The 17,129-nt window shown below is 72.1% G+C and carries 14 protein-coding genes and 2 tRNA genes; 6 read left to right on the top strand and 10 right to left on the bottom strand.

All coding sequences use genetic code 11. The annotated features are described in order from the left end of the window. Window positions 1-8: 8 nt before the first annotated feature. Complete coding sequence (locus ACJ6WD_RS22840; RefSeq protein ID WP_016573258.1) at window positions 9-563, bottom strand: PPA1309 family protein; 555 nt, start codon at window positions 561-563, stop codon at window positions 9-11. Between the two features lie 136 nt (window positions 564-699). On the opposite strand from ACJ6WD_RS22840, the gene ACJ6WD_RS22835 reads away from it, so the two are divergent. The 4 genes from ACJ6WD_RS22835 (at window position 700) to ACJ6WD_RS22820 (ending at window position 6,025) form a co-directional block, all read left to right on the top strand. Then, window positions 700-3,591 carry a UPF0182 family protein gene (locus ACJ6WD_RS22835; protein WP_233657112.1) on the top strand — a complete coding sequence of 964 codons (2,892 nt, stop codon included), beginning with the start codon at window positions 700-702 and terminating at the stop codon, window positions 3,589-3,591. Between the two features lie 108 nt (window positions 3,592-3,699). Continuing rightward, window positions 3,700-3,773, top strand: a tRNA-Met gene (locus ACJ6WD_RS22830). 208 nt (window positions 3,774-3,981) lie between these two features. Continuing rightward, window positions 3,982-5,817: a tetratricopeptide repeat protein gene (locus ACJ6WD_RS22825; protein ID WP_233656855.1), complete on the top strand. Its 1,836-nt coding sequence runs from the start codon at window positions 3,982-3,984 to the stop codon at window positions 5,815-5,817. 134 nt (window positions 5,818-5,951) lie between these two features. Next, window positions 5,952-6,025: transfer RNA gene (locus tag ACJ6WD_RS22820), tRNA-Met, on the top strand. A 69-nt stretch (window positions 6,026-6,094) separates the two neighbouring features. On the opposite strand, the gene ACJ6WD_RS22815 is transcribed toward ACJ6WD_RS22820, so the two are convergent. The 4 genes from ACJ6WD_RS22815 to ACJ6WD_RS22800 form a co-directional block, all read right to left on the bottom strand. Next, window positions 6,095-7,237 (bottom strand): ABC transporter substrate-binding protein, encoded by a 1,143-nt coding sequence (locus ACJ6WD_RS22815; RefSeq protein WP_407616410.1) that lies wholly within the window; start codon window positions 7,235-7,237, stop codon window positions 6,095-6,097. An 89-nt stretch (window positions 7,238-7,326) separates the two neighbouring features. Further along, window positions 7,327-8,199: an ABC transporter permease gene (locus ACJ6WD_RS22810; RefSeq protein ID WP_331247269.1), complete on the bottom strand. Its 873-nt coding sequence runs from the start codon at window positions 8,197-8,199 to the stop codon at window positions 7,327-7,329. Then, complete coding sequence (locus tag ACJ6WD_RS22805) at window positions 8,196-8,960, bottom strand: ABC transporter ATP-binding protein (RefSeq protein WP_233657110.1); 765 nt, start codon at window positions 8,958-8,960, stop codon at window positions 8,196-8,198. The genes ACJ6WD_RS22810 and ACJ6WD_RS22805 overlap by 4 nt, the downstream gene beginning before the upstream one ends. A gap of 671 nt (window positions 8,961-9,631) precedes the next feature. Next, entirely contained in the window at window positions 9,632-10,051 is a 420-nt protein-coding gene (locus ACJ6WD_RS22800; protein ID WP_233656853.1) for a Fur family transcriptional regulator, read from the bottom strand. Window positions 10,052-10,211: 160 nt separating this feature from the next. Here ACJ6WD_RS22800 and ACJ6WD_RS22795 point away from each other — a divergent pair, with 160 nt between their 5' ends. After that, window positions 10,212-11,675 carry a catalase gene (locus ACJ6WD_RS22795; RefSeq protein WP_233656852.1) on the top strand — a complete coding sequence of 488 codons (1,464 nt, stop codon included), beginning with the start codon at window positions 10,212-10,214 and terminating at the stop codon, window positions 11,673-11,675. Between the two features lie 234 nt (window positions 11,676-11,909). Here the strand turns inward: ACJ6WD_RS22795 and ACJ6WD_RS22790 are convergent, their stop codons facing one another. Further along, window positions 11,910-12,308 carry a cyclic nucleotide-binding/CBS domain-containing protein gene (locus ACJ6WD_RS22790; protein ID WP_016579232.1) on the bottom strand — a complete coding sequence of 133 codons (399 nt, stop codon included), beginning with the start codon at window positions 12,306-12,308 and terminating at the stop codon, window positions 11,910-11,912. 207 nt (window positions 12,309-12,515) lie between these two features. Then, window positions 12,516-13,310, bottom strand: coding sequence for a histidinol-phosphatase (hisN, locus tag ACJ6WD_RS22785; protein ID WP_233656851.1), 795 nt, complete (start codon window positions 13,308-13,310; stop codon window positions 12,516-12,518). A gap of 170 nt (window positions 13,311-13,480) precedes the next feature. On the opposite strand from hisN, the gene ACJ6WD_RS22780 reads away from it, so the two are divergent. Beyond that, window positions 13,481-14,137: a TetR/AcrR family transcriptional regulator gene (locus ACJ6WD_RS22780; RefSeq protein WP_233656850.1), complete on the top strand. Its 657-nt coding sequence runs from the start codon at window positions 13,481-13,483 to the stop codon at window positions 14,135-14,137. A gap of 20 nt (window positions 14,138-14,157) precedes the next feature. Here the strand turns inward: ACJ6WD_RS22780 and ACJ6WD_RS22775 are convergent, their stop codons facing one another. The 3 genes from ACJ6WD_RS22775 to aroA all read right to left on the bottom strand — a co-directional run bounded on the left by ACJ6WD_RS22775 (window position 14,158) and on the right by aroA (window position 16,991). Beyond that, complete coding sequence (locus ACJ6WD_RS22775) at window positions 14,158-14,481, bottom strand: multidrug efflux SMR transporter (RefSeq protein ID WP_344575491.1); 324 nt, start codon at window positions 14,479-14,481, stop codon at window positions 14,158-14,160. A gap of 136 nt (window positions 14,482-14,617) precedes the next feature. Continuing rightward, entirely contained in the window at window positions 14,618-15,625 is a 1,008-nt protein-coding gene (rsgA, locus tag ACJ6WD_RS22770) for a ribosome small subunit-dependent GTPase A (protein ID WP_233656849.1), read from the bottom strand. 13 nt (window positions 15,626-15,638) lie between these two features. Beyond that, window positions 15,639-16,991, bottom strand: a complete 1,353-nt coding sequence (gene aroA, locus ACJ6WD_RS22765) for a 3-phosphoshikimate 1-carboxyvinyltransferase (protein WP_233656848.1) — start codon at window positions 16,989-16,991, stop codon at window positions 15,639-15,641. Window positions 16,992-17,129 lie beyond the last annotated feature (138 nt).

Genomic DNA, 17,129 nt, shown 5'->3' with positions numbered 1-17,129 from the left:
GCCGGCGACTACTCCTCGAAGGTCGCCGACAGCGCGTCCGCGAGGCCGGGCACCAGCGCCTTGCCGGTGAGCACCTCGGAGGTGGAGTCCTTCTCCCGCAGGCGCAGTGCCGATTCGCGGGAGCCGTCCCGGAGGACGGCCACCGTCATCCGCACCTCCTGGCGCTCGGGGTGCTCGGCGACCCACTTGGCGAGTTGCTTCTCTGACATGCCCGCCGGCTCGGCCTCCTCGGCGGACGGCGGGAGCATCAGCCGCTCCACGGTCAGGGCGCAGCCGACGACGGCGTCCGGCCAGGCGATGGTGGCGAGGAACTCGTCCAGCGGCGCTCCGGCCGGGATCTCGTCCTGCTCGATGGGGGTCAAGGACGTGCCGACGGAGTCGTCGATGCCCAGTTGGGCGGCGAGCGACGGCTCCTGCGCGCGGAGTTTCACGGTGTCGACGAGGGCGAACAAACGGGCGGGCTGGTCCCAGCCGAGGCCGGCGGCGTACTCGTCGATTTCGAGTACCGCACGGGTCAGCGGGTCGGCGGCGAGGGGGGTGCCGTCAACGGGGAGGTTGGTCATGCCCAACATCGTGCCTTGTACACCCCGGAAATCGGGAACCGAGTAAAGCCGTCGTAAGTTGCATCACTGGGTCCTACTATCGCCGGGCCTGCTCCACACGACAGCGAACTTCGAGGTGCGCACCTTGGCTTTCCAGATGCCGGACCGCGGCGGAGGCCCCACCGGGCCACGGATCAGAGTCGGCCGACCGTCGCGGCGGTTCAGGACCCTGCTCATGACGTTGGGCGCATTGGCCGTACTGGCCATGCTCTTCGTGATGTTCTCGGGATTTTGGACCGACTGGCTCTGGTACCGGTCGGTCCACTTCTCCTCGGTCTTCACCACCACCCTGTGGACCAAGATCGGTCTGTTCTTCGCCTTCGGCATCGTGATGGCGATCGCCGTCGGCATCAACGTCTGGCTGGCGCACCGGCTGCGGCCGCCGCTCAGCGCGATGTCCACGGAGCAGCAGAGCCTGGACCGCTACCGCATGGGCATCGCCCCGTTCAAGAAGTGGGCGCTGGTCGCGGTCACCGCGGTGATCGGGCTGATCGCCGGGGCCTCCGCCTCCGGTGAGTGGCGGACGTGGCTCCAGTGGGTCAACGGCGTCCCGTTCGGCACGACGGACCCGCAGTTCCACAAGGACGTGTCGTTCTACGCCTTCGACCTGCCGTGGTACCGCTTCCTTTTGAGCTTCGGCTTCGCCTGCGTGGTGCTGTCCCTGGTGGCCGCCGCGCTCACCCACTACCTCTACGGCGGGCTGCGGTTGACCAGCCCCGGTTCGCGGGCGACCGCCGCCGCCACCGGCCACCTCTCGGTGCTGCTGGGCCTGTTCGTCTCCCTGAAGGCGGTCGCCTACTGGCTCGACCGGTACGGCCTGGCGGTGAAGTCCAGCGGCCTGAAGTCGGCCGACAACTGGACGGGTCTGCGCTACGTGGACGCCAACGCCTACCTTCCGGCGAAGACCATCCTGTTCTTCATCGCGGCGATCTGCGCGGTGTTGTTCTTCGCCACCCTGTGGCGGCGCACCTGGCAGCTGCCGGTGATCGGGTTCGGCCTGATGGTGCTCTCCGCCGTCCTGATCGGCGGGCTGTACCCGGCGATCGTCCAGAAGTTCCAGGTCCAGCCGAACGAGCAGGCCAAGGAAGCCCCGTACATCGAGCAGAACATCAAGGCGACCCGGACGGCGTACGACATCCAGGACTCGGATGTGACGTCGTACAAGGGCAACTACAAGCCGACCTCCGACGCGGACAGCCAGCGACTGCGGGACGACGCCGACACCGTCGCCAGCATGCGGCTGCTGGACCCGAACGTGGTCTCGCCGGCCTTCCAGCAACAGCAGCAGGTGCGGTCCTACTACCAGTTCCCGTCCACCCTGGACGTCGACCGGTACAAGGACAAGGACGGCAAGGAGCAGGACACCGTCATCGGCCTGCGCGAGCTGAACCTCGCCGGCATCCCCGAGCGCAACTGGATCAACGACCACTTCAAGTACACCCACGGCTACGGCGCGGTCACCGCCAAGGGGACCGAGACCGCCGACGGCGGCGGCCCGCAGTACACCGAGTCCGACCTGCCCTCCAAGGGCCAGCTGCCGCCGCACGAACAGCGCATCTACTACGGCGAGAAGACCACCCAGTACTCCATCGTGGGCGGGCCGCAGCAGGAGCTGGACTACTCCGACGACAGCGGTGAGAAGAGCTACCGCTACCAGGGCAAGAGCGGGGTCAGCCTGTCCAACCCGATCAACCGCGCCGCGTACGCGGTGGCGTTCGGGGAGCCGCAGATCCTCTACTCCGGCGCGATCGGCGACGGTTCGCGGATCCTGTACAACCGCACCCCCAAGGAGCGCGTCGAGTCCGTCGCCCCCTGGCTGACCATCGACGGCGACGCCTACCCGGCGGTGATCGACGGCCGGATCCAGTGGATCGTGGACGCGTACACCACGAGCAACGGCTACCCGTACGCCTCCCGCACCACCCTGGGGGACAGCACCGCCGACTCGCTCACCAACGGCCAGCGCGCGGTGGTGGCCCAGCAGAACCAGGTCAACTACATCCGCAACTCCGTCAAGGCGACGGTCGACGCCTACGACGGCACGGTCAAGCTCTACCAGTGGGACACCAAGGACCCGGTCCTCAAGACCTGGATGAAGGCGTTCCCCGGCACGGTCGAGAAGAAGAGCGACATCAGCCCGGACCTGCTGGCGCACCTGCGCTACCCGCAGGACCTCTTCAAGGTGCAGCGCCAGTTGCTGACCACGTACCACGTCACCGACCCCGGCACCTTCTACACCGGTTCGGAGCGCTGGCAGATCCCCAGCGACCCGACCACCAAGTCGGGCAACGCGGTGCCGCCGTACTACCTGAGCATGAAGATGCCGGGACAGAAGCAGCAGGCGTTCTCACTGACGACGACCTTCACGCCCAACAAGAAGGACAACCTGGGCGCCTTCATGGCGGTCGACGCCGATGCGACGAGCAACGACTACGGCAAGATCAGACTGCTGAAGCTGCCCGCGCAGACGCCGGTGCCGGGCCCGCAGCTGGCGCAGTCGAAGTTCAACTCCGATCCGACGATCGCCAACGAGCTGAACATCCTCAAGAAGTTCGGTGACTCGGAGATCGAGTACGGCAACCTGCTGACCGTCCCCCTGGACGAAGGGCTGCTCTACGTCGAACCGGTCTACCTGCGCGGCGCCAACACCAACTACCCGCTCCTGAAGAAGGTGTTGGTGAGCTACGGCGACAACAAGCCGGTCCTGGAGAACAGCCTCAAGGACGCGCTGGACGTCGTCTTCGGCAAGAAGGCGCCGACCACCGGCTCGGAACCGCCGCCCGGCGGGGGCCAGACCGGCGAGCAGCCGCCGCCGTCCGGCCAGACCGTGCAGCAGGCGCTGTCGGACGCCGAGAAGGCGTACGACGACGGCGAGAAGGCGCGGGTGGCCGGCGACTGGGGCGCCTACGGCGACGCCCAGAAGCGGCTGAAGGCCGCGCTGGACCGGGCCGCCAAGGCGTCCGAGAAGGGCGGCAAGTCCGGCAGTTGAGCCACTGCCGCGGGCCGTGGTCCGGTGGCCGCCGGTGCGAACCGGTGGCCACCGGGGCCCGTGTGTCAACAGTGGTCCCCGTGGCGTGATACGTTGGAGTCACAACGGCGCGGGGTGGAGCAGCTCGGTAGCTCGCTGGGCTCATAACCCAGAGGTCGCAGGTTCAAATCCTGTCCCCGCTACTGATAGACCAAGGCCCGGATTCCTTGAGAATCCGGGCCTTTGTCATGCGTTCGGGGTAAAGCTCGCCACGGGCGGGTCGGACAACCCACGGGGGAAAGTCGTGTGCTTGAGTTTGGCATGTCGCCGTGTCGGGAAGTCGACAAAACGCTGAAGTGACCTCACCGGCTGCGGTATACCAGGTGTACGCGGGTAACAGGTGATGCGACGATGGTTCTTATGGGGGACAAGGCAAGGTTGTTGGAGACGGACCGTTTTGTGCAGGCGCCCGACGACGGGCGCGATTCCGAAATGGCGATGGACGCGATGGAGGCCGACGGTGCGGCCGAGGCGTCCGACGCGGTCACCGAGTCCGGGTACCGCCGCGCCGCCGAGGCGGGCGACACCGCCGCCATGAGCGCACTGGGCGCGATGCTGCTGCGCCGCGGTGACCTGGACGGGGCCGAGCCCCACCTGCGCTCCGCGGCAGCCGCCGGGGACCGGGCGGCGGCGAACAACCTCGGCGTCCTCCTCCACCAGCGCGGCTACGGCGACGAGGCCGCCGGTTGGTGGCGGATCGCCGCCGTCGCCGGCTCCGCCGCCGCAGCGCACGCCCTGGGACGGCACTACCGCGAGCGCGGTGACGAGCCGGCCGCCGAGTACTGGCTGCGCCAGTCCGCAGAGTCCGGCCACTACCTGGGCGCCTACGCCCTCGCCGACCTCCTGGAGCACCGCGGGGACATCGGTGCCGAGCGCTGGTTCCGGGCCGCCGCCGAGCGTGGCCACCGCGAAGCGGCCTACCGCCTCGCGCGGGTCATCGAGGACGGCCGCGACGGCGACCGCCGGGCGGTGCCCGCCTACGGGGAGTTGACCCAGCAGGCCGAGGCCGAGCAGTGGTACCGCCAGGCCGCCGCCCGCGGTCACCGGCGGGCCGCGCTCCAACTCGGCGCGCTGCTGGAGGAACGCGGCGACGTCCAGGAGGCCGGCCGCTGGTACCTCTCCGCGGCCAAGGACGGCGAGGCCCGGGCTGCCTGCGCGCTGGGTTTCCTGCTGCGCGACGCCGGCGATGAGGAGAGCGCGGCGGAGTGGTGGCGGCGGGCCGCCCAGGACGGCGACGGCAACGCCGCCAACGCCCTGGGGGCGCTCCACGCCGACCGCGGTGAACTCCAGAGCGCCGAGCGCTGGTACCGCGCCGCGCTGGACGCCGGCGACGTCAACGGCGCCTACAACCTCGGCCTGCTCTGCGCCGAACAGGGCCGGCCCGGCCGGGGCGAGCAGTGGTACCGCCGCGCCGCGTACGCCGGGCACCGCGAGGCGGCCAACGCGCTGGCCATCCTGCTGCTCCAGCGCGGCGACGCCTCGGGGGCCGAGCCGTGGTTCTCCAAGGCGGCCGAAGCGGGCAGCGTGGACGCCGCGTTCAACCTCGGCATCCTGTTCGCCGGGCGCGGCGAGGAGCGGTTGGCGCGCTCCTGGTACGAGCGGGCGGCGGCCGCCGGGCACACCGAGGCGGCGCTTCAGGTCGCCATAGCGCAGCTGCGCGACGGCGACCTCCAGGACGCCGAGCGGAACCTGCGCTGTGCGGCCGGCGGCGGCAGTGCCGAGGCGGCCTTCCGGCTCGCCGACCTCCTCGACCGCCGGTCCGCCGAGGCGGACGCCGAGCGGTCCGCGGACGACGAGAGCCGGCAGTGGTACGAGCGGGCCGCGCGGCAGGGGCACCGTCGCGCCCAGGTCCGGGTTGGCATGTTCGCGGCGGCCCGCGGCGACGCGGTGGAGGCGGCCACCTGGTACCGCGCCGCGGCCGAGGCCGGCAGCCGCAACGGGGCCTTCAACCTCGGGCTGCTGCTGGCCCGTGAGGGCAGCCTCCCCGAGGCCGTCCTGTGGTGGCAGCGCGCCGCCGAGAGCGGCCACGGCCGGGCGGCGCTGCGGCTGGCGCTGATCGCGGCCCGGCGCGGGGCGCTCGCGGAGGCCCAGCGCTGGTGCGCGCGGGCCGTGGAGTTCGGGCCGCCCGAGGTGGCGGAGCGAGCGGCCCGGTTGCGGACGGCGCTCCAGGAGGAGCTGAGCGCCTGACGGCCGACCGGCGACGTCGGTGATCGGATGCCCGGGACGCGGTCGAACGGACCGGTTCCCGGGCACTGCTCCCGGGGCGGGCGGAAGGGATTTGCGCTGGTCGTCGCGGTGGGGTTACAGTAAACACACAACGGCGCGGGGTGGAGCAGCTCGGTAGCTCGCTGGGCTCATAACCCAGAGGTCGCAGGTTCAAATCCTGTCCCCGCTACTGAAACCGAAGGCCCGGATCCCTTGAGGATCCGGGCCTTCGGTGTGTTCGGTGCGTTCGGGGTGTCGGCTACGGGCGGTGCCCGACCGCCTCCGCGTACAGGCCGCGGTCGACGAGCTTGGCCTCCGGCAGCGGTGCCCCCTTGGTGACGCCGGCGTCACGGTAGGTCTTCTGGAGCCGGTCGGTGGTGCCCTTCCTGATTTCCCAGTCCATCCGGAGCGGGGGCACCGACGCGAGGATCTTCGGATCGACCTTCAGCAGCCCGGCCAGTTCCGCGACGAACGCCCGGTCCGCCTTGTAGTCGCCGGCGAAGTAGGTGTTGACGGTGCGGATGTAGGCCCTAAGGAAGGCGACGCCGGCGTCCGGGTCCTTCTGGAGCAGGTTGGGGCCGTAGAGGGCGCCGCCGAGTGGTTCGCCCTGCGGCTGGCCGCCGAGGAAGGCGTACTGCTTGGTGCCGTCCACCTGGCGCCACACGGGGTCCAGCAGCCAGGCGGAGTCGACGCCGCCGCCGGTCAGGGCGGTGAGGACGTCGGCCGAGCCGAGTTGCTGGAAGGTGACGGAGTCCAGCGCGGCGCCGTGGGCGGCGAAGGCCCGGTCCATCGGGTACATGATCACCGAGCCCTTGCCGATCATGGTGCCCAGCGTCGCGCCCTTGAGGGGCACCGAGGACGCGTCCTGCCCGTTCTTGAGCCGGACCCACAGGCCGCTCCGGGACTTCGGGTCGGGGGAGAAGTTCCCGGCCACCCAACGGATGTCGAAGCCGCCGTTGACGCCGTTGACCACGGCGGCCTCCGGGGCCGCCCACAGGACGTCCACGTCGCCCTTGGCCAGGAGGGGCAGGGCGTCCGGGGTCGGCAGCACCTTCAACCGGACGTCCAGGCCCTCCTTGCGGAACTCGCCCTTGGCCAGGGCGAGTCGGAGGGGCGCGACGTACTCGGCGCTCAGGGTGCCGGTGGCGACGGTGAGGGTGCGGCGCTTGCCGAGCGGTGCGGGCGCCGGTGCCCCCTTGGCGCAGCGGGCCGGGGCGCGGCCGGGTGAGAGGTCGGCGGGGTCGGTCCAGGAGCCGGCGCCGCAGCCCGCTACGGCCTTGATGGTGCGCGGCTTGGCGGGGGCGGTGGCGTCAGGGCCGGCGGCGCAGCCCGCGCTGAGGGCGAGGGCGGCGGTCAGGACGGCGACGGCGAGGGTGGGTCGGGGGCGGGTTCGGGTGCGCATGGGACCTCCGTACGGGCCGGTGTTCCGTGGGCTCGGGGGCCTGGGGGTGCCCGGGGACGGTGGGTGCGGGGGCGGGGTGCGGGGCGGCTTCAGTTCTGCGTCCGGCCGCGGTCGCGGGGCGCCCACGGGGTGAGGAACCGGCCGGCCAGCCGCACCAGTTCGGAGAAGACCACGCCGAGCACGGCCACGCAGACGATGCCGACGAACATCACGTCGTTCTGGAACAGCGCCCGGGAGTCGAAGATCAAGTGGCCGAGCCCGTCGGCCGCGGCGATCTGCTCCGAGGCGACGATCACCAGGACTGCCACGCCCGCGGCGATCCGCGCGCCCACGAGGACGGCGGGCAGCGACGCGGGCAGCAGCACGTGCCGGAACATCTGCCAGCGGCCGGCGCCGAAGACCCGGCCGGCGTCCCGGTGGCCGGCCGGCACCGCGAGCACCGCGGCCATCGTGGAGATCCAGACGAAGAAGAAGACGGTGGCCGCCACCAGGGCGATCTGCGGGCCCTCGCCGAGCCCGAACATGTTGAGGAAGATCGGCAGCAGCGCCAACTTGGGGACCACGTAGAGGGCGTCCAGGAGCGGCTCCAGGGCGGCGCGCACCAGCGACAGCGAGCCCATCAACAGGCCCAGCAGGTAGCCGCTGACGGTGCCGGCGGCGTAGCCGGCCAGGACGCGCTGGAGGGTCGCGCGGACGTCCGGCCACAGCTCGCCGGCCAGAGCCCGGTGCCAGCCGTCGGCCAGGATCGTGGCGGGCGCGGGGTAGACGCGGGCGTCGATCCAGGACCGGGCGGCGGCCAGCTGCCACACGAGGACCAGCAGCACCGGAACGGCGACCGCGAGGGTGAGTTCGAGGGTGCGCCGGCGGCGGTGGGCGCGTTCCGGCCTGAGCTCCTGGGGGCCGGGGCGGCGGACCAGGAGGCGGTCGGCGCCGGGTCCGTCCTTGGCGGGGGCGGTGGTCATGCGGGGACGGCCCCCTCGGGTTCGGTGGTGGTCCGGCCGGCCACCTCGCCGCGCAGCAGCTCCCACAACTCGGCCTTCAGGGCGGCGAATTCGGGGGCGGCGCGGACCTCTCCGGTGCGCGGGCGGGCGAACGGCGGTCGGCGTTCGGCGATGATCCGGCCGGGTCGGGCGGACATCACCAGGACCCGGTCGCCGAGGACCAGGGCCTCTTCGAGGCTGTGGGTGATGAAGAGGGTGGTGGTGCGGGTGGTCTGGGTGAGGGCGAGCAACTCGTCCTGGAGGATGGTCCGCAACTGGGCGTCCAGGGCCGCGAACGGCTCGTCCATCAGAAGGATCTCCGGTTCCACGGCGAGCGCCCGGGCGATGGCCACGCGCTGGCGCATTCCGCCGGAGAGGGCGGCCGGATAGGCGGTCGCGAAGTCGGCGAGCCCCATCCGGGCCAGCCAGGACCGGGCCCGGCGGTCGGCCTCCTTGCGGGGCACGCGCTGGACGTCGAGCCCGAAGCGGACGTTGGCCAGGACGGTCTTCCAGTCGTAGATGCCGTAGTCCTGGAAGATCATCGCTGCCGGGCGGTCGGAGCCGGTCCGCAGCTCCAACTCGCCCGCGCTGGGCCGCAGGAGCCCCGCGGCGATCCGCAGCAGGGTCGACTTCCCGCACCCGGACGGCCCCACGACGCAGACGAACTCGCCGGGCGCGATCTCCACGTCCAGCGGGCCGAGGGCGGCCAGCGCCTTGCCGCCCCGCCCGAACGTTCGCGCCAGCGCGCGGGCTCGGAGGGCCGGGGGAGCGGTTGCGGGTGGAGCGGGCGGTCTGAGTGGTTCGTGCGGGCTGGGTGGGGTGGGCGGTACGGAGGGGGTGAGGTCGGCGGCGGTCGGCGGGGGTGTAGGGGCGGGGGACGGGTGCGGCTCTCCCACGGGTGCTCCTCGCGGAGTGCGGACAACGTGCCGTCGGGGCGCCGGCCGGGCGCTCCCGGGCGGCCCGGGACGCGGTCGGTCCCGATGGCCGAAAAGCGCGGCCCGCCGACGATATGACGGCCCGTCAGATTCGGGCAAGGGGCGTGCGGGGCGGGACGCCGGGAGGCGGGCGGGCGGACGGTCGGCCGTGGAGCGGGTGGGCTCGGGCTCGGGCGCTGGTCGGGGGCCCGTTCGCGGCCGGCGGGAGGGGGCGACGCGGGGTGTGGGCGGAGGGGTTCGTCGACCGGGGGCGGGTGCGCCGCCCGCGGGGTGGTCGTCCGGAGGGGCGCCGGGGGTGCACGGGGCCCATGGGGTACCGGGGGTGCGAGGGGTGGCCGGCGGGCCGGAAGGGGGCCCCGATCGGGGCGCCGGGCGCGGCTCGACGGTGGCGAACCGGGACGGATGGGCCCGGGGTCCCGGAGCTCGGGGGGCCGGGTGCGGTGGCCTGGGGCGCGGCCCGGACGGGGGCCGGGCCGCGGTCAGGACTTGGCGCTGCAGGTGGGGCAGATGCCCCGGTAGGTCACGGTGACCTCGGAGACCTCGAAGCCGTAGCGCTCCGGCATGGGCAGTGCGGAGAGCGGGTCGCCGTGCAGGTGCACGTCGCGGATGGTGCCGCAGCGCGCGCAGATGAGGTGCTGGTGGTCGTGGTGCGCGTTGGGGTCGTAGCGCTTGGCGCGGCCGTCGGTGCTCACCTCGATGACCTCGCCGAGCGAGACCAGCTCGCCGAGGGTGTTGTAGACCGTGGCGCGGGAGATCTCGGGGAGGCGCTCGGACGCCCTGGCGTGCACTTCGTCGGCGGTGTAGTGGACGTGGTCCCCGTCCAGGACCTCGGCGACGACGCGGCGCTGTGCGGTCAGCCGCCAGCCGCGTCCCCGGAGTCGTTCCAGCAGGTCACTCATGCCAATCACCTATCAGTCAGATAGACACCAGGGTAGCAGCGGTCGTCCATCACCGGATCGGGTACGAGATTCGGGTACTTCTTGACTTAGACATTGTCCAATGTAGGATCGGTTGCGGCGCAAGCCAAGGGCAGGTGTACGAAGACATCAGGAGGCGCACGTGTCGGTAGAGACCCCCACCGGACCGCTGACCACGGAGACCGGAGCTCCGGTCGCGGACAACCAGAACAGCGAGACGGCCGGTGTCGGCGGCCCCGGTCTGATCCAGGACCAGCTCCTGATCGAGAAGCTCGCGCACTTCAACCGCGAGCGCATCCCGGAGCGCATCGTCCACGCCCGCGGTGCCGGTGCGTACGGCACCTTCACGGTCACCGCGGACGTGACGCAGTACACCCGGGCGAAGTTCCTCTCGGAGATCGGCAAGCAGACCGAGACGTTCCTGCGCTTCTCGACGGTGGCCGGCAACCTCGGTGCGGCCGACGCGGTGCGCGACCCGCGCGGCTTCGCGCTGAAGTTCTACACCGAGGAGGGCAACTACGACCTCGTCGGCAACAACACCCCGGTGTTCTTCATCAAGGACGCCATCAAGTTCCCGGACTTCATCCACACCCAGAAGCGCGACCCGTACACCGGCTCCCAGGAGGCGGACAACGTCTGGGACTTCTGGGGCCTGTCGCCCGAGTCGACGCATCAGGTGACCTGGCTGTTCGGCGACCGCGGCATACCCGCGACGTACCGCCACCTCAACGGCTACGGCTCGCACACCTTCCAGTGGAACAACGCCGCGGGCGAGGTCTTCTGGGTCAAGTACCACTTCAAGACCGACCAGGGCATCAAGAACCTCACCCAGGACGAGGCCAACAAGCTCGCCGGTGAGGACCCGGACAGCCACCAGCGGGACCTGCGCGAGTCCATCGAGCGCGGCGACTTCCCGACCTGGACCGTCCAGGTGCAGATCATGCCGGCGGCCGACGCGGCCGGCTACCGCTTCAACCCGTTCGACCTGACCAAGGTCTGGCCGCACGAGGACTACCCGCCGATCGAGATCGGCAAGCTGGAGCTCAACCGCAACCCCGAGAACATCTTCGCCGAGGTCGAGCAGTCGATCTTCTCCCCGCACCACTTCGTGCCGGGCATCGGCCCGTCCCCCGACAAGATGCTCCAGGGCCGCCTCTTCGCGTACGGCGACGCCCACCGCTACCGCGTCGGCATCAACGCCGACCACCTGCCGGTGAACCGCCCGCACGCCACCGAGGCGCGCAGCCACGGCCGCGACGGCGCGCTCTACGACGGCCGCCACGGCGGCCAGAAGAACTACGAGCCGAACAGCTTCGGCGGCCCCGCCCAGACCGGCCGGCCGCTGTGGCAGCCGCTCCCGGTGTCCGGCGGGACCGGCGAGAGCGCGGCGCCCTCGCACGCCGAGGACGACGACTTCGTCCAGGCCGGCAACCTCTACCGCCTGATGTCGGAGGCGGAGCGGGAGCGGCTGATCAACAACCTGGCGGGCTTCATCGCCAAGGTGTCCCGCGACGACATCGCGCAGCGCGCGATCGAGAACTTCCGCAAGGCGGACGCGGACTACGGCAAGCGGCTGGAAGCCGCGGTCCAGGCCCTGCGCGGCTAGCGGTCCCGTGCGGTGCGGCCGCCGTCCCCGTGGCGGCGGCCCGCCGCAGGGCGACCGGGCGTCGCTTGCCGTACATGCCGAAGAGGTCGGATGCCATGGGGCTCCGGCCTCTTCGTGCTGCCGCGGGGCGGATGTCGGCGGTGCGGGGGCGGGTGCACGGCGGTCCGCCGGGCACCCGCCCGCTCGCGCGCCCGCCGGCGCGGGGTGTCGCGCCGGGGTGCGCCGGACTCTCGCTCAGGCCGCCGCGGGCGTCCGCTGGGTGGCGTCGGACCAGCAACGGATGATGTCGCGGACCGAGACGATGCCGACCGGTTCGAGGTCGTCGAGGACGACGAGGTGGCGGAAGCCGCCGCGCACCATGGCGTCCGCCGCGTCGTCCAGGGTCCAGTCGGGGGCGGCGAAGACCACGTCGGACGTGGTGTGGCCCTGGGCGGTCTCCCGGTCGGGGTCCTCGCCCGCGCCGAGGGAATTGAGGATGTCGCGCTCGGTGAGGATGCCGACGCCGTAGGTGTCCTTGTCGAAGACGACGGCCGCGCCGATGCGGCGGGCCGCCATCAGCCGCGCCGCCTGACGGAGGGTGTGAGCCGGCCCGATGGTGAGGACCACCGTGCTCATGGCGTCTTTGACGAGCATGGGCATGGAGAAGAGCCACCTCCTTGAGGGCAAGTGAACATGCGAATCGATTCACAAGTTCACAAAGTGGGGGATTCTCATGTTCACATGCTCTCGGTCGCACGACAAGGGGCAGATGCTGGACGCCAGTCCGAACATCTGCCCCTGTGCAGCTCAGCGGTGGTTTTCCGGGCGGAATCCGATTCCGCGGCGGTGGCTCGGCCCCGGTCAGTCGCCGAGGTACGCCAGCAGCTCCTCGTGGAGCAGGCCGTTGGAGGCGGCCGCGTTGCCGCTGTGCGGACCCGGCCGACCGTCCAGGCCGGTGAACCGGCCGCCGGCCTCCTGGACGATCACCGCGCAGGCCGCCATGTCCCACAGCGACAGCTCGGGCTCCGCGCAGATGTCCACCGTCCCCTCGGCGACCATCATGTACGGCCAGAAGTCGCCGTAGGCCCGGGTGCGCCAGCAGTCCCGGGACAGGTCGAGGAAACGGGACAGCCTGTCGCGCTCCTCCCAGCCGGTCAGCGAGGCGTAGGCGAAGGACGCGTCCTGGATGCGGCCGACCTCGGAGGTGTGCAGCCGGCCGGCCGAGGTGAGGCTGCGGCCGCTGAACGCGCCCAGCCCCTCCGCGGCCCACCAGCGGCGGTTCAGCGCCGGCGCCGAGACCAGTCCGACCACCGGGCGGTCGCCGCCCTCGCCGCGCTCCATCAGCGCGATCAGGGTGGCCCAGACGGGCACCCCGCGGACGTAGTTCTTGGTGCCGTCGATCGGGTCGATGACCCAGCGGCGCGGCCCCGAGCCCTCGCTGCCGAACTCCTCCCCGAGCACCGCGTCGCGCGGCCTGGCGCGCTGGAGCTGGCTGCGGATCAGCTCCTCGGCGGACTTGTCCGCCTCGCTGACCGGAGTCATGTCCGGTTTGGTCTCCACCTTGAGGTCGAGGGCCTTGAACCGTTCCATGGTCGCGGCGTCCGCGGCGTCCGCCAGGACGTGTGCCAGGCGAAGATCATCGTGATAGTCGGGCATGTGCGAACAGTATCCACTGGTATACGCGGGATCCACACGGCCATGCCGCGCTCCCGGGTGGTCTGTCCGTCGGCGCCGGCCGGAGCCGGGCACGGGAGGTCTTGACAGTCCCTGACGGCGCGTCAATTCTGGGCGTGTCCCGCGGTTCGGGCCGAGCCAGGAGGTGGCGGATGCCCTCGGCGCGCGAGGCCCTACTGGACGCCGCGTACTCGGCGCTGCTCGTCCGGGCCTGGGCGGACGTCCGGATGGTGGACGTGGCGGCTGCGGCCGGGGTGTCCCGGCAGACGCTCTACAACGCCTTCGGCAGCAAGGACGGGCTGGCCCGGGCCCTCGTCCGCCGGGAGACCGAGACCTATCTGGCCGGGGTGGAGCGAGAGCTGGCCCGCGGCGACGCCGGCGCGCCCGGGCCCATGGACGACGCGGCCGCCCGGATGACCGCGGCGGCCACCTGGACGCTGCGCACCGCACGCGCCAACCCGCTGGTCAGGGCGGCGCTGACGGGCTGTTGGGGCGACCGGTTGCCGCTCGGGCAGACGGGGCCGGCGGAGCTCGTCGGCCGGTTCCGCGAGCGGGCGGTGGCGGCGCTGGCGCCCGGCCGCCCCCGGGAGCAACTGCCGGCCCTGGACGCCGCCTGCGAGACCGCGGCCCGGCTGACGCTGTCCTGCGTGATCGCCCCGGCCGGGCCGGAGCGGGAGCCGGAGCCCGTACGGTCGCCGGCCGACGTGCGGGCCGCGGTGCCGCGGCAGCGGACGCGGCCGGCGGCGGAGGCGGAGAACGCGGCGGTCTCCCGGCTCGTCCGGGGCGCGTTCGCCGGGCTCGTCGGTTGAGCCGGCCGCCCCGGCGTGCGTCAGTGCGCCGAACCGGACAGTTGGAGCCCGACCACCCCGACGATGACCAGGCTGATGGAGACGATCTTCAACGTGGAGACCAGGTCGCCGAGGAAGACCATGCCGTAGATCGCGGTGCCGGCGGCCCCGATGCCGGTCCAGACGGCGTACGCCGGGCCGACGTCGAGCTTGCGCAGCGCCAGCGTCAGCAGGCCGAAGCTGCCGAGTGCGAAGACCGCGAAGGCGATGGTCGGGTAGAGGCGGGTGAAGCCGTGCGAGAGCTTGAGGCAGACCGCGAAGCCGGTCTCCAACACCCCCGCCACCACGACCAGCAGCCACGCCATATCCCATTGCCTCCGTCAGCTCGGTGACCGCTTCAGCCAGGTGACCACTTCCGACCGGTGGGGACCGGGTCGGACCGGTTCTGCCGTGAGGGCGATTATGCCCGGGCCCCGGACGGGGGGCAGGGGTTTGCGGCGATCAGTCGCCCTCGCGTCGCTCGCGGGTGGACAGCAGCCGGCGCAGGGAATACAGGCGCGCCGGTTCGGCGTGCCCCCCGGCCACCCACGCGTCCAGCGCGCAGTCCGGCTCGTCGTGGCTGCACGCCCGCGGGCACTCCGCCGTGCCCGACGCCAGGTCCGGGAAGGCGTGGATGACCCGGGACGGGTCGACGTGCGCCAGCCCGAAGGACCGGACGCCCGGGGTGTCGATCACCCAGCCGGTGTCGCCGGGCAGCGGCAGTGCCAGTGCCGAGGTGGTGGTGTGCCGGCCGCGACCGGTGACCGCGTTGACGTGCCCGGTGGCCCGGCGGCGTTCCGGCACCAGGGCGTTGACCAGGGTCGTCTTGCCCACCCCGGAGTGCCCCACGAACGCCGTCATCCGGCCCGTCAGCTGCTCCCGGACCCGCTCGGCGGCGCTGCCGTCGGACAGTTCGTCGCGGTTGGTGACGACGTACGGGACGCCGAGCGCGCCGTAGGACTCCAGCAGCGCGTCCGGTGCGGCCAGGTCCGACTTGGTCAGCACCAGCAGCGGTTCCAGCCCGGCGTCGTAGGCCGCGACCAGGCAGCGGTCGATCAGCCGGGGCCGGGGCTCGGGGTCGGCCAGCGCGGTGACGATGGCGAGCTGGTCGGCGTTGGCGACCACCACCCGCTCGAACGGGTCGTCGTCGTCGGCCGTGCGACGCAGCGTGGAGCTGCGCGGCTCCACCCGGACTATCCGGGCCAGGGTGTCCTTGTCGCCGCTCAGGTCGCCGACGACGGCGACCCGGTCACCGACCACCGCGCTCTTGCGGCCCAGTTCGCGGGCCTTCATGGCGGTGACCTTGCGGTCGTCGATCAGGCAGGTCAACCGACCCCGGTCGACGGTCAGGACCAGTCCCTCGCGGGCGTCCTCGTGCTTGGGGCGGATGCTCGTCCGCGGGCGGTTGCCCTTGCGGTTGGGGCGGACGCGGATGTCGTCCTCGTCGGGGTTCTTCCCGTAGCGGCGCATGGTGCGGCGACCCTCAGGCTCTCCGGGCGGCGGGGGACGTCGGATCGAGCATCTCGGTCCACAGCGCGGGGAAGTCGGGCAGGGTCTTGGCGGTGGTGGCGACGTTCTCCACCTCCACGCCCTCGACGGCCAGGCCGATGATCGCGGCGGCGGTGGCCAGGCGGTGGTCCTCGTAGGTGTGGAAGATCCCGCCGTGCAGCGGCCGGGGACGGATGTGCAGCCCGTCCGCCGTCTCGGTGACGTCGCCGCCGAGTTCGTTGAGCTCCTTGGTGAGCGCGGCCAGCCGGTCGGTCTCGTGCAGCCGCAGGTGCGCGACGCCGCGCAGGGTGGACGGCGAGTCGGCGAGCGCGGCGACCGCGGCGATGCCCGGGGTCAGCTCGCCGACCTCGCTCAGGTCGACGTCGATGCCGTGGACGCGGCCGCTGCCGGTGAGGGTCAGGCCCCGGTCGGTCAGCTCGCAGGAGCCGCCCATGGTGGTGAAGATCTCACGCAGCGCGTCGCCGGGCTGGGTGGTGTGCTCGGGCCAGTCCGGGATGGTGACCCGGCCGCCGGTGACCAGCGCCGCGGCCAGGAACGGCTGGGCGTTGGAGAGGTCCGGCTCGACGACCAGGTCGCGGCCGAGCAGGGCGCCGGGGGTGACCCGCCAGACGTTCGGCTCGCCGCCCGCCTCCGGGGTGTCCACCTGGGCGCCGACGCTGCGCAGCATGTCGACCGTCATCCGGATGTGCGGCATCGAGGGCAGCGCCGCGCCGACGTGCCGGACCTCGACGCCCTGGTTGAAGCGCGGCGCGGACAGCAGCAGGGCGCTGACGAACTGGGAGGACGAGGAGGCGTCGATCTCCACCGCGCCGCCCTCCAAGGCGCCGCCGCCGAACACCGTCATCGGCAGCGCGCCGCGGTTGTCGTCGTCGATCCGGGCGCCCAGGGCGCGCAGCGCGTTGATGACGCCGCCCAGCGGGCGCTCGTAGGAGCGCGGGTCGCCGTCGAAGCGGATGGGGCCGTCGGCGAGCGTGGCGACCGGCGGCAGGAAGCGCATCACGGTGCCGGCGTTGCCGACGTCGACGGTGGCCGGGCCGTGCAGGCCGGCCGGGATGATGCGCCACGCCTCGCCGCCGGAGGTGCCGGCGGAGCTGGACGACGCGGTCTCCTCGATGCCGACGCCCAGGGCGCGCAGCGCCTCGGCCATCAGCAGGGTGTCGCGCGAGCGCAGCGGGCGGCGCAGCCAGCCGGGCTCGGAGGAGAGGGCGGCCAGGACCAGGCCGCGGTTCGTGACCGATTTGGAGCCGGGCACGGTGACGGTCGCATCGACCGCCCCGGGAGCGACGGGGGCGGGCCACAGGGCAGGGAGGGCGGGGCTCTCGGTCATGCCCTTACTTTAATGGCTGGACAAGGGTTCCGATCTTGATCAAAAGCGGCGCAACCTGTGCGAAACACGGCTCTCGTGGTGCAACCGCAGGCAGCGGGCCCCTCCGGGGCAACAGGGGCGACACCGACATACGGAATG

Source organism: Streptomyces sp. VTCC 41912 (assembly GCF_045799175.1).
GTDB classification, from domain to species: domain Bacteria; phylum Actinomycetota; class Actinomycetes; order Streptomycetales; family Streptomycetaceae; genus Streptomyces; species Streptomyces albulus_C.
Note: the sequence above shows the minus strand (reverse complement) of the source record. Positions and strands in the feature narration are given on the sequence as shown.

Coding starts and splice junctions, on each gene's coding strand:
- ACJ6WD_RS22840 (WP_016573258.1), bottom strand. CDS start 563: ATGACCAACCTCCCCGTTGACGGCACCCCCCTCGCCGCCGACCCGCTG.
- ACJ6WD_RS22835 (WP_233657112.1), top strand. CDS start 700: ATGCCGGACCGCGGCGGAGGCCCCACCGGGCCACGGATCAGAGTCGGC.
- ACJ6WD_RS22825 (WP_233656855.1), top strand. CDS start 3,982: ATGGTTCTTATGGGGGACAAGGCAAGGTTGTTGGAGACGGACCGTTTT.
- ACJ6WD_RS22815 (WP_407616410.1), bottom strand. CDS start 7,237: ATGCGCACCCGAACCCGCCCCCGACCCACCCTCGCCGTCGCCGTCCTG.
- ACJ6WD_RS22810 (WP_331247269.1), bottom strand. CDS start 8,199: ATGACCACCGCCCCCGCCAAGGACGGACCCGGCGCCGACCGCCTCCTG.
- ACJ6WD_RS22800 (WP_233656853.1), bottom strand. CDS start 10,051: ATGAGTGACCTGCTGGAACGACTCCGGGGACGCGGCTGGCGGCTGACC.
- ACJ6WD_RS22790 (WP_016579232.1), bottom strand. CDS start 12,308: ATGCTCGTCAAAGACGCCATGAGCACGGTGGTCCTCACCATCGGGCCG.
- hisN (WP_233656851.1), bottom strand. CDS start 13,310: ATGCCCGACTATCACGATGATCTTCGCCTGGCACACGTCCTGGCGGAC.
- ACJ6WD_RS22780 (WP_233656850.1), top strand. CDS start 13,481: ATGCCCTCGGCGCGCGAGGCCCTACTGGACGCCGCGTACTCGGCGCTG.
- ACJ6WD_RS22775 (WP_344575491.1), bottom strand. CDS start 14,481: ATGGCGTGGCTGCTGGTCGTGGTGGCGGGGGTGTTGGAGACCGGCTTC.
- rsgA (WP_233656849.1), bottom strand. CDS start 15,625: ATGCGCCGCTACGGGAAGAACCCCGACGAGGACGACATCCGCGTCCGC.
- aroA (WP_233656848.1), bottom strand. CDS start 16,991: ATGACCGAGAGCCCCGCCCTCCCTGCCCTGTGGCCCGCCCCCGTCGCT.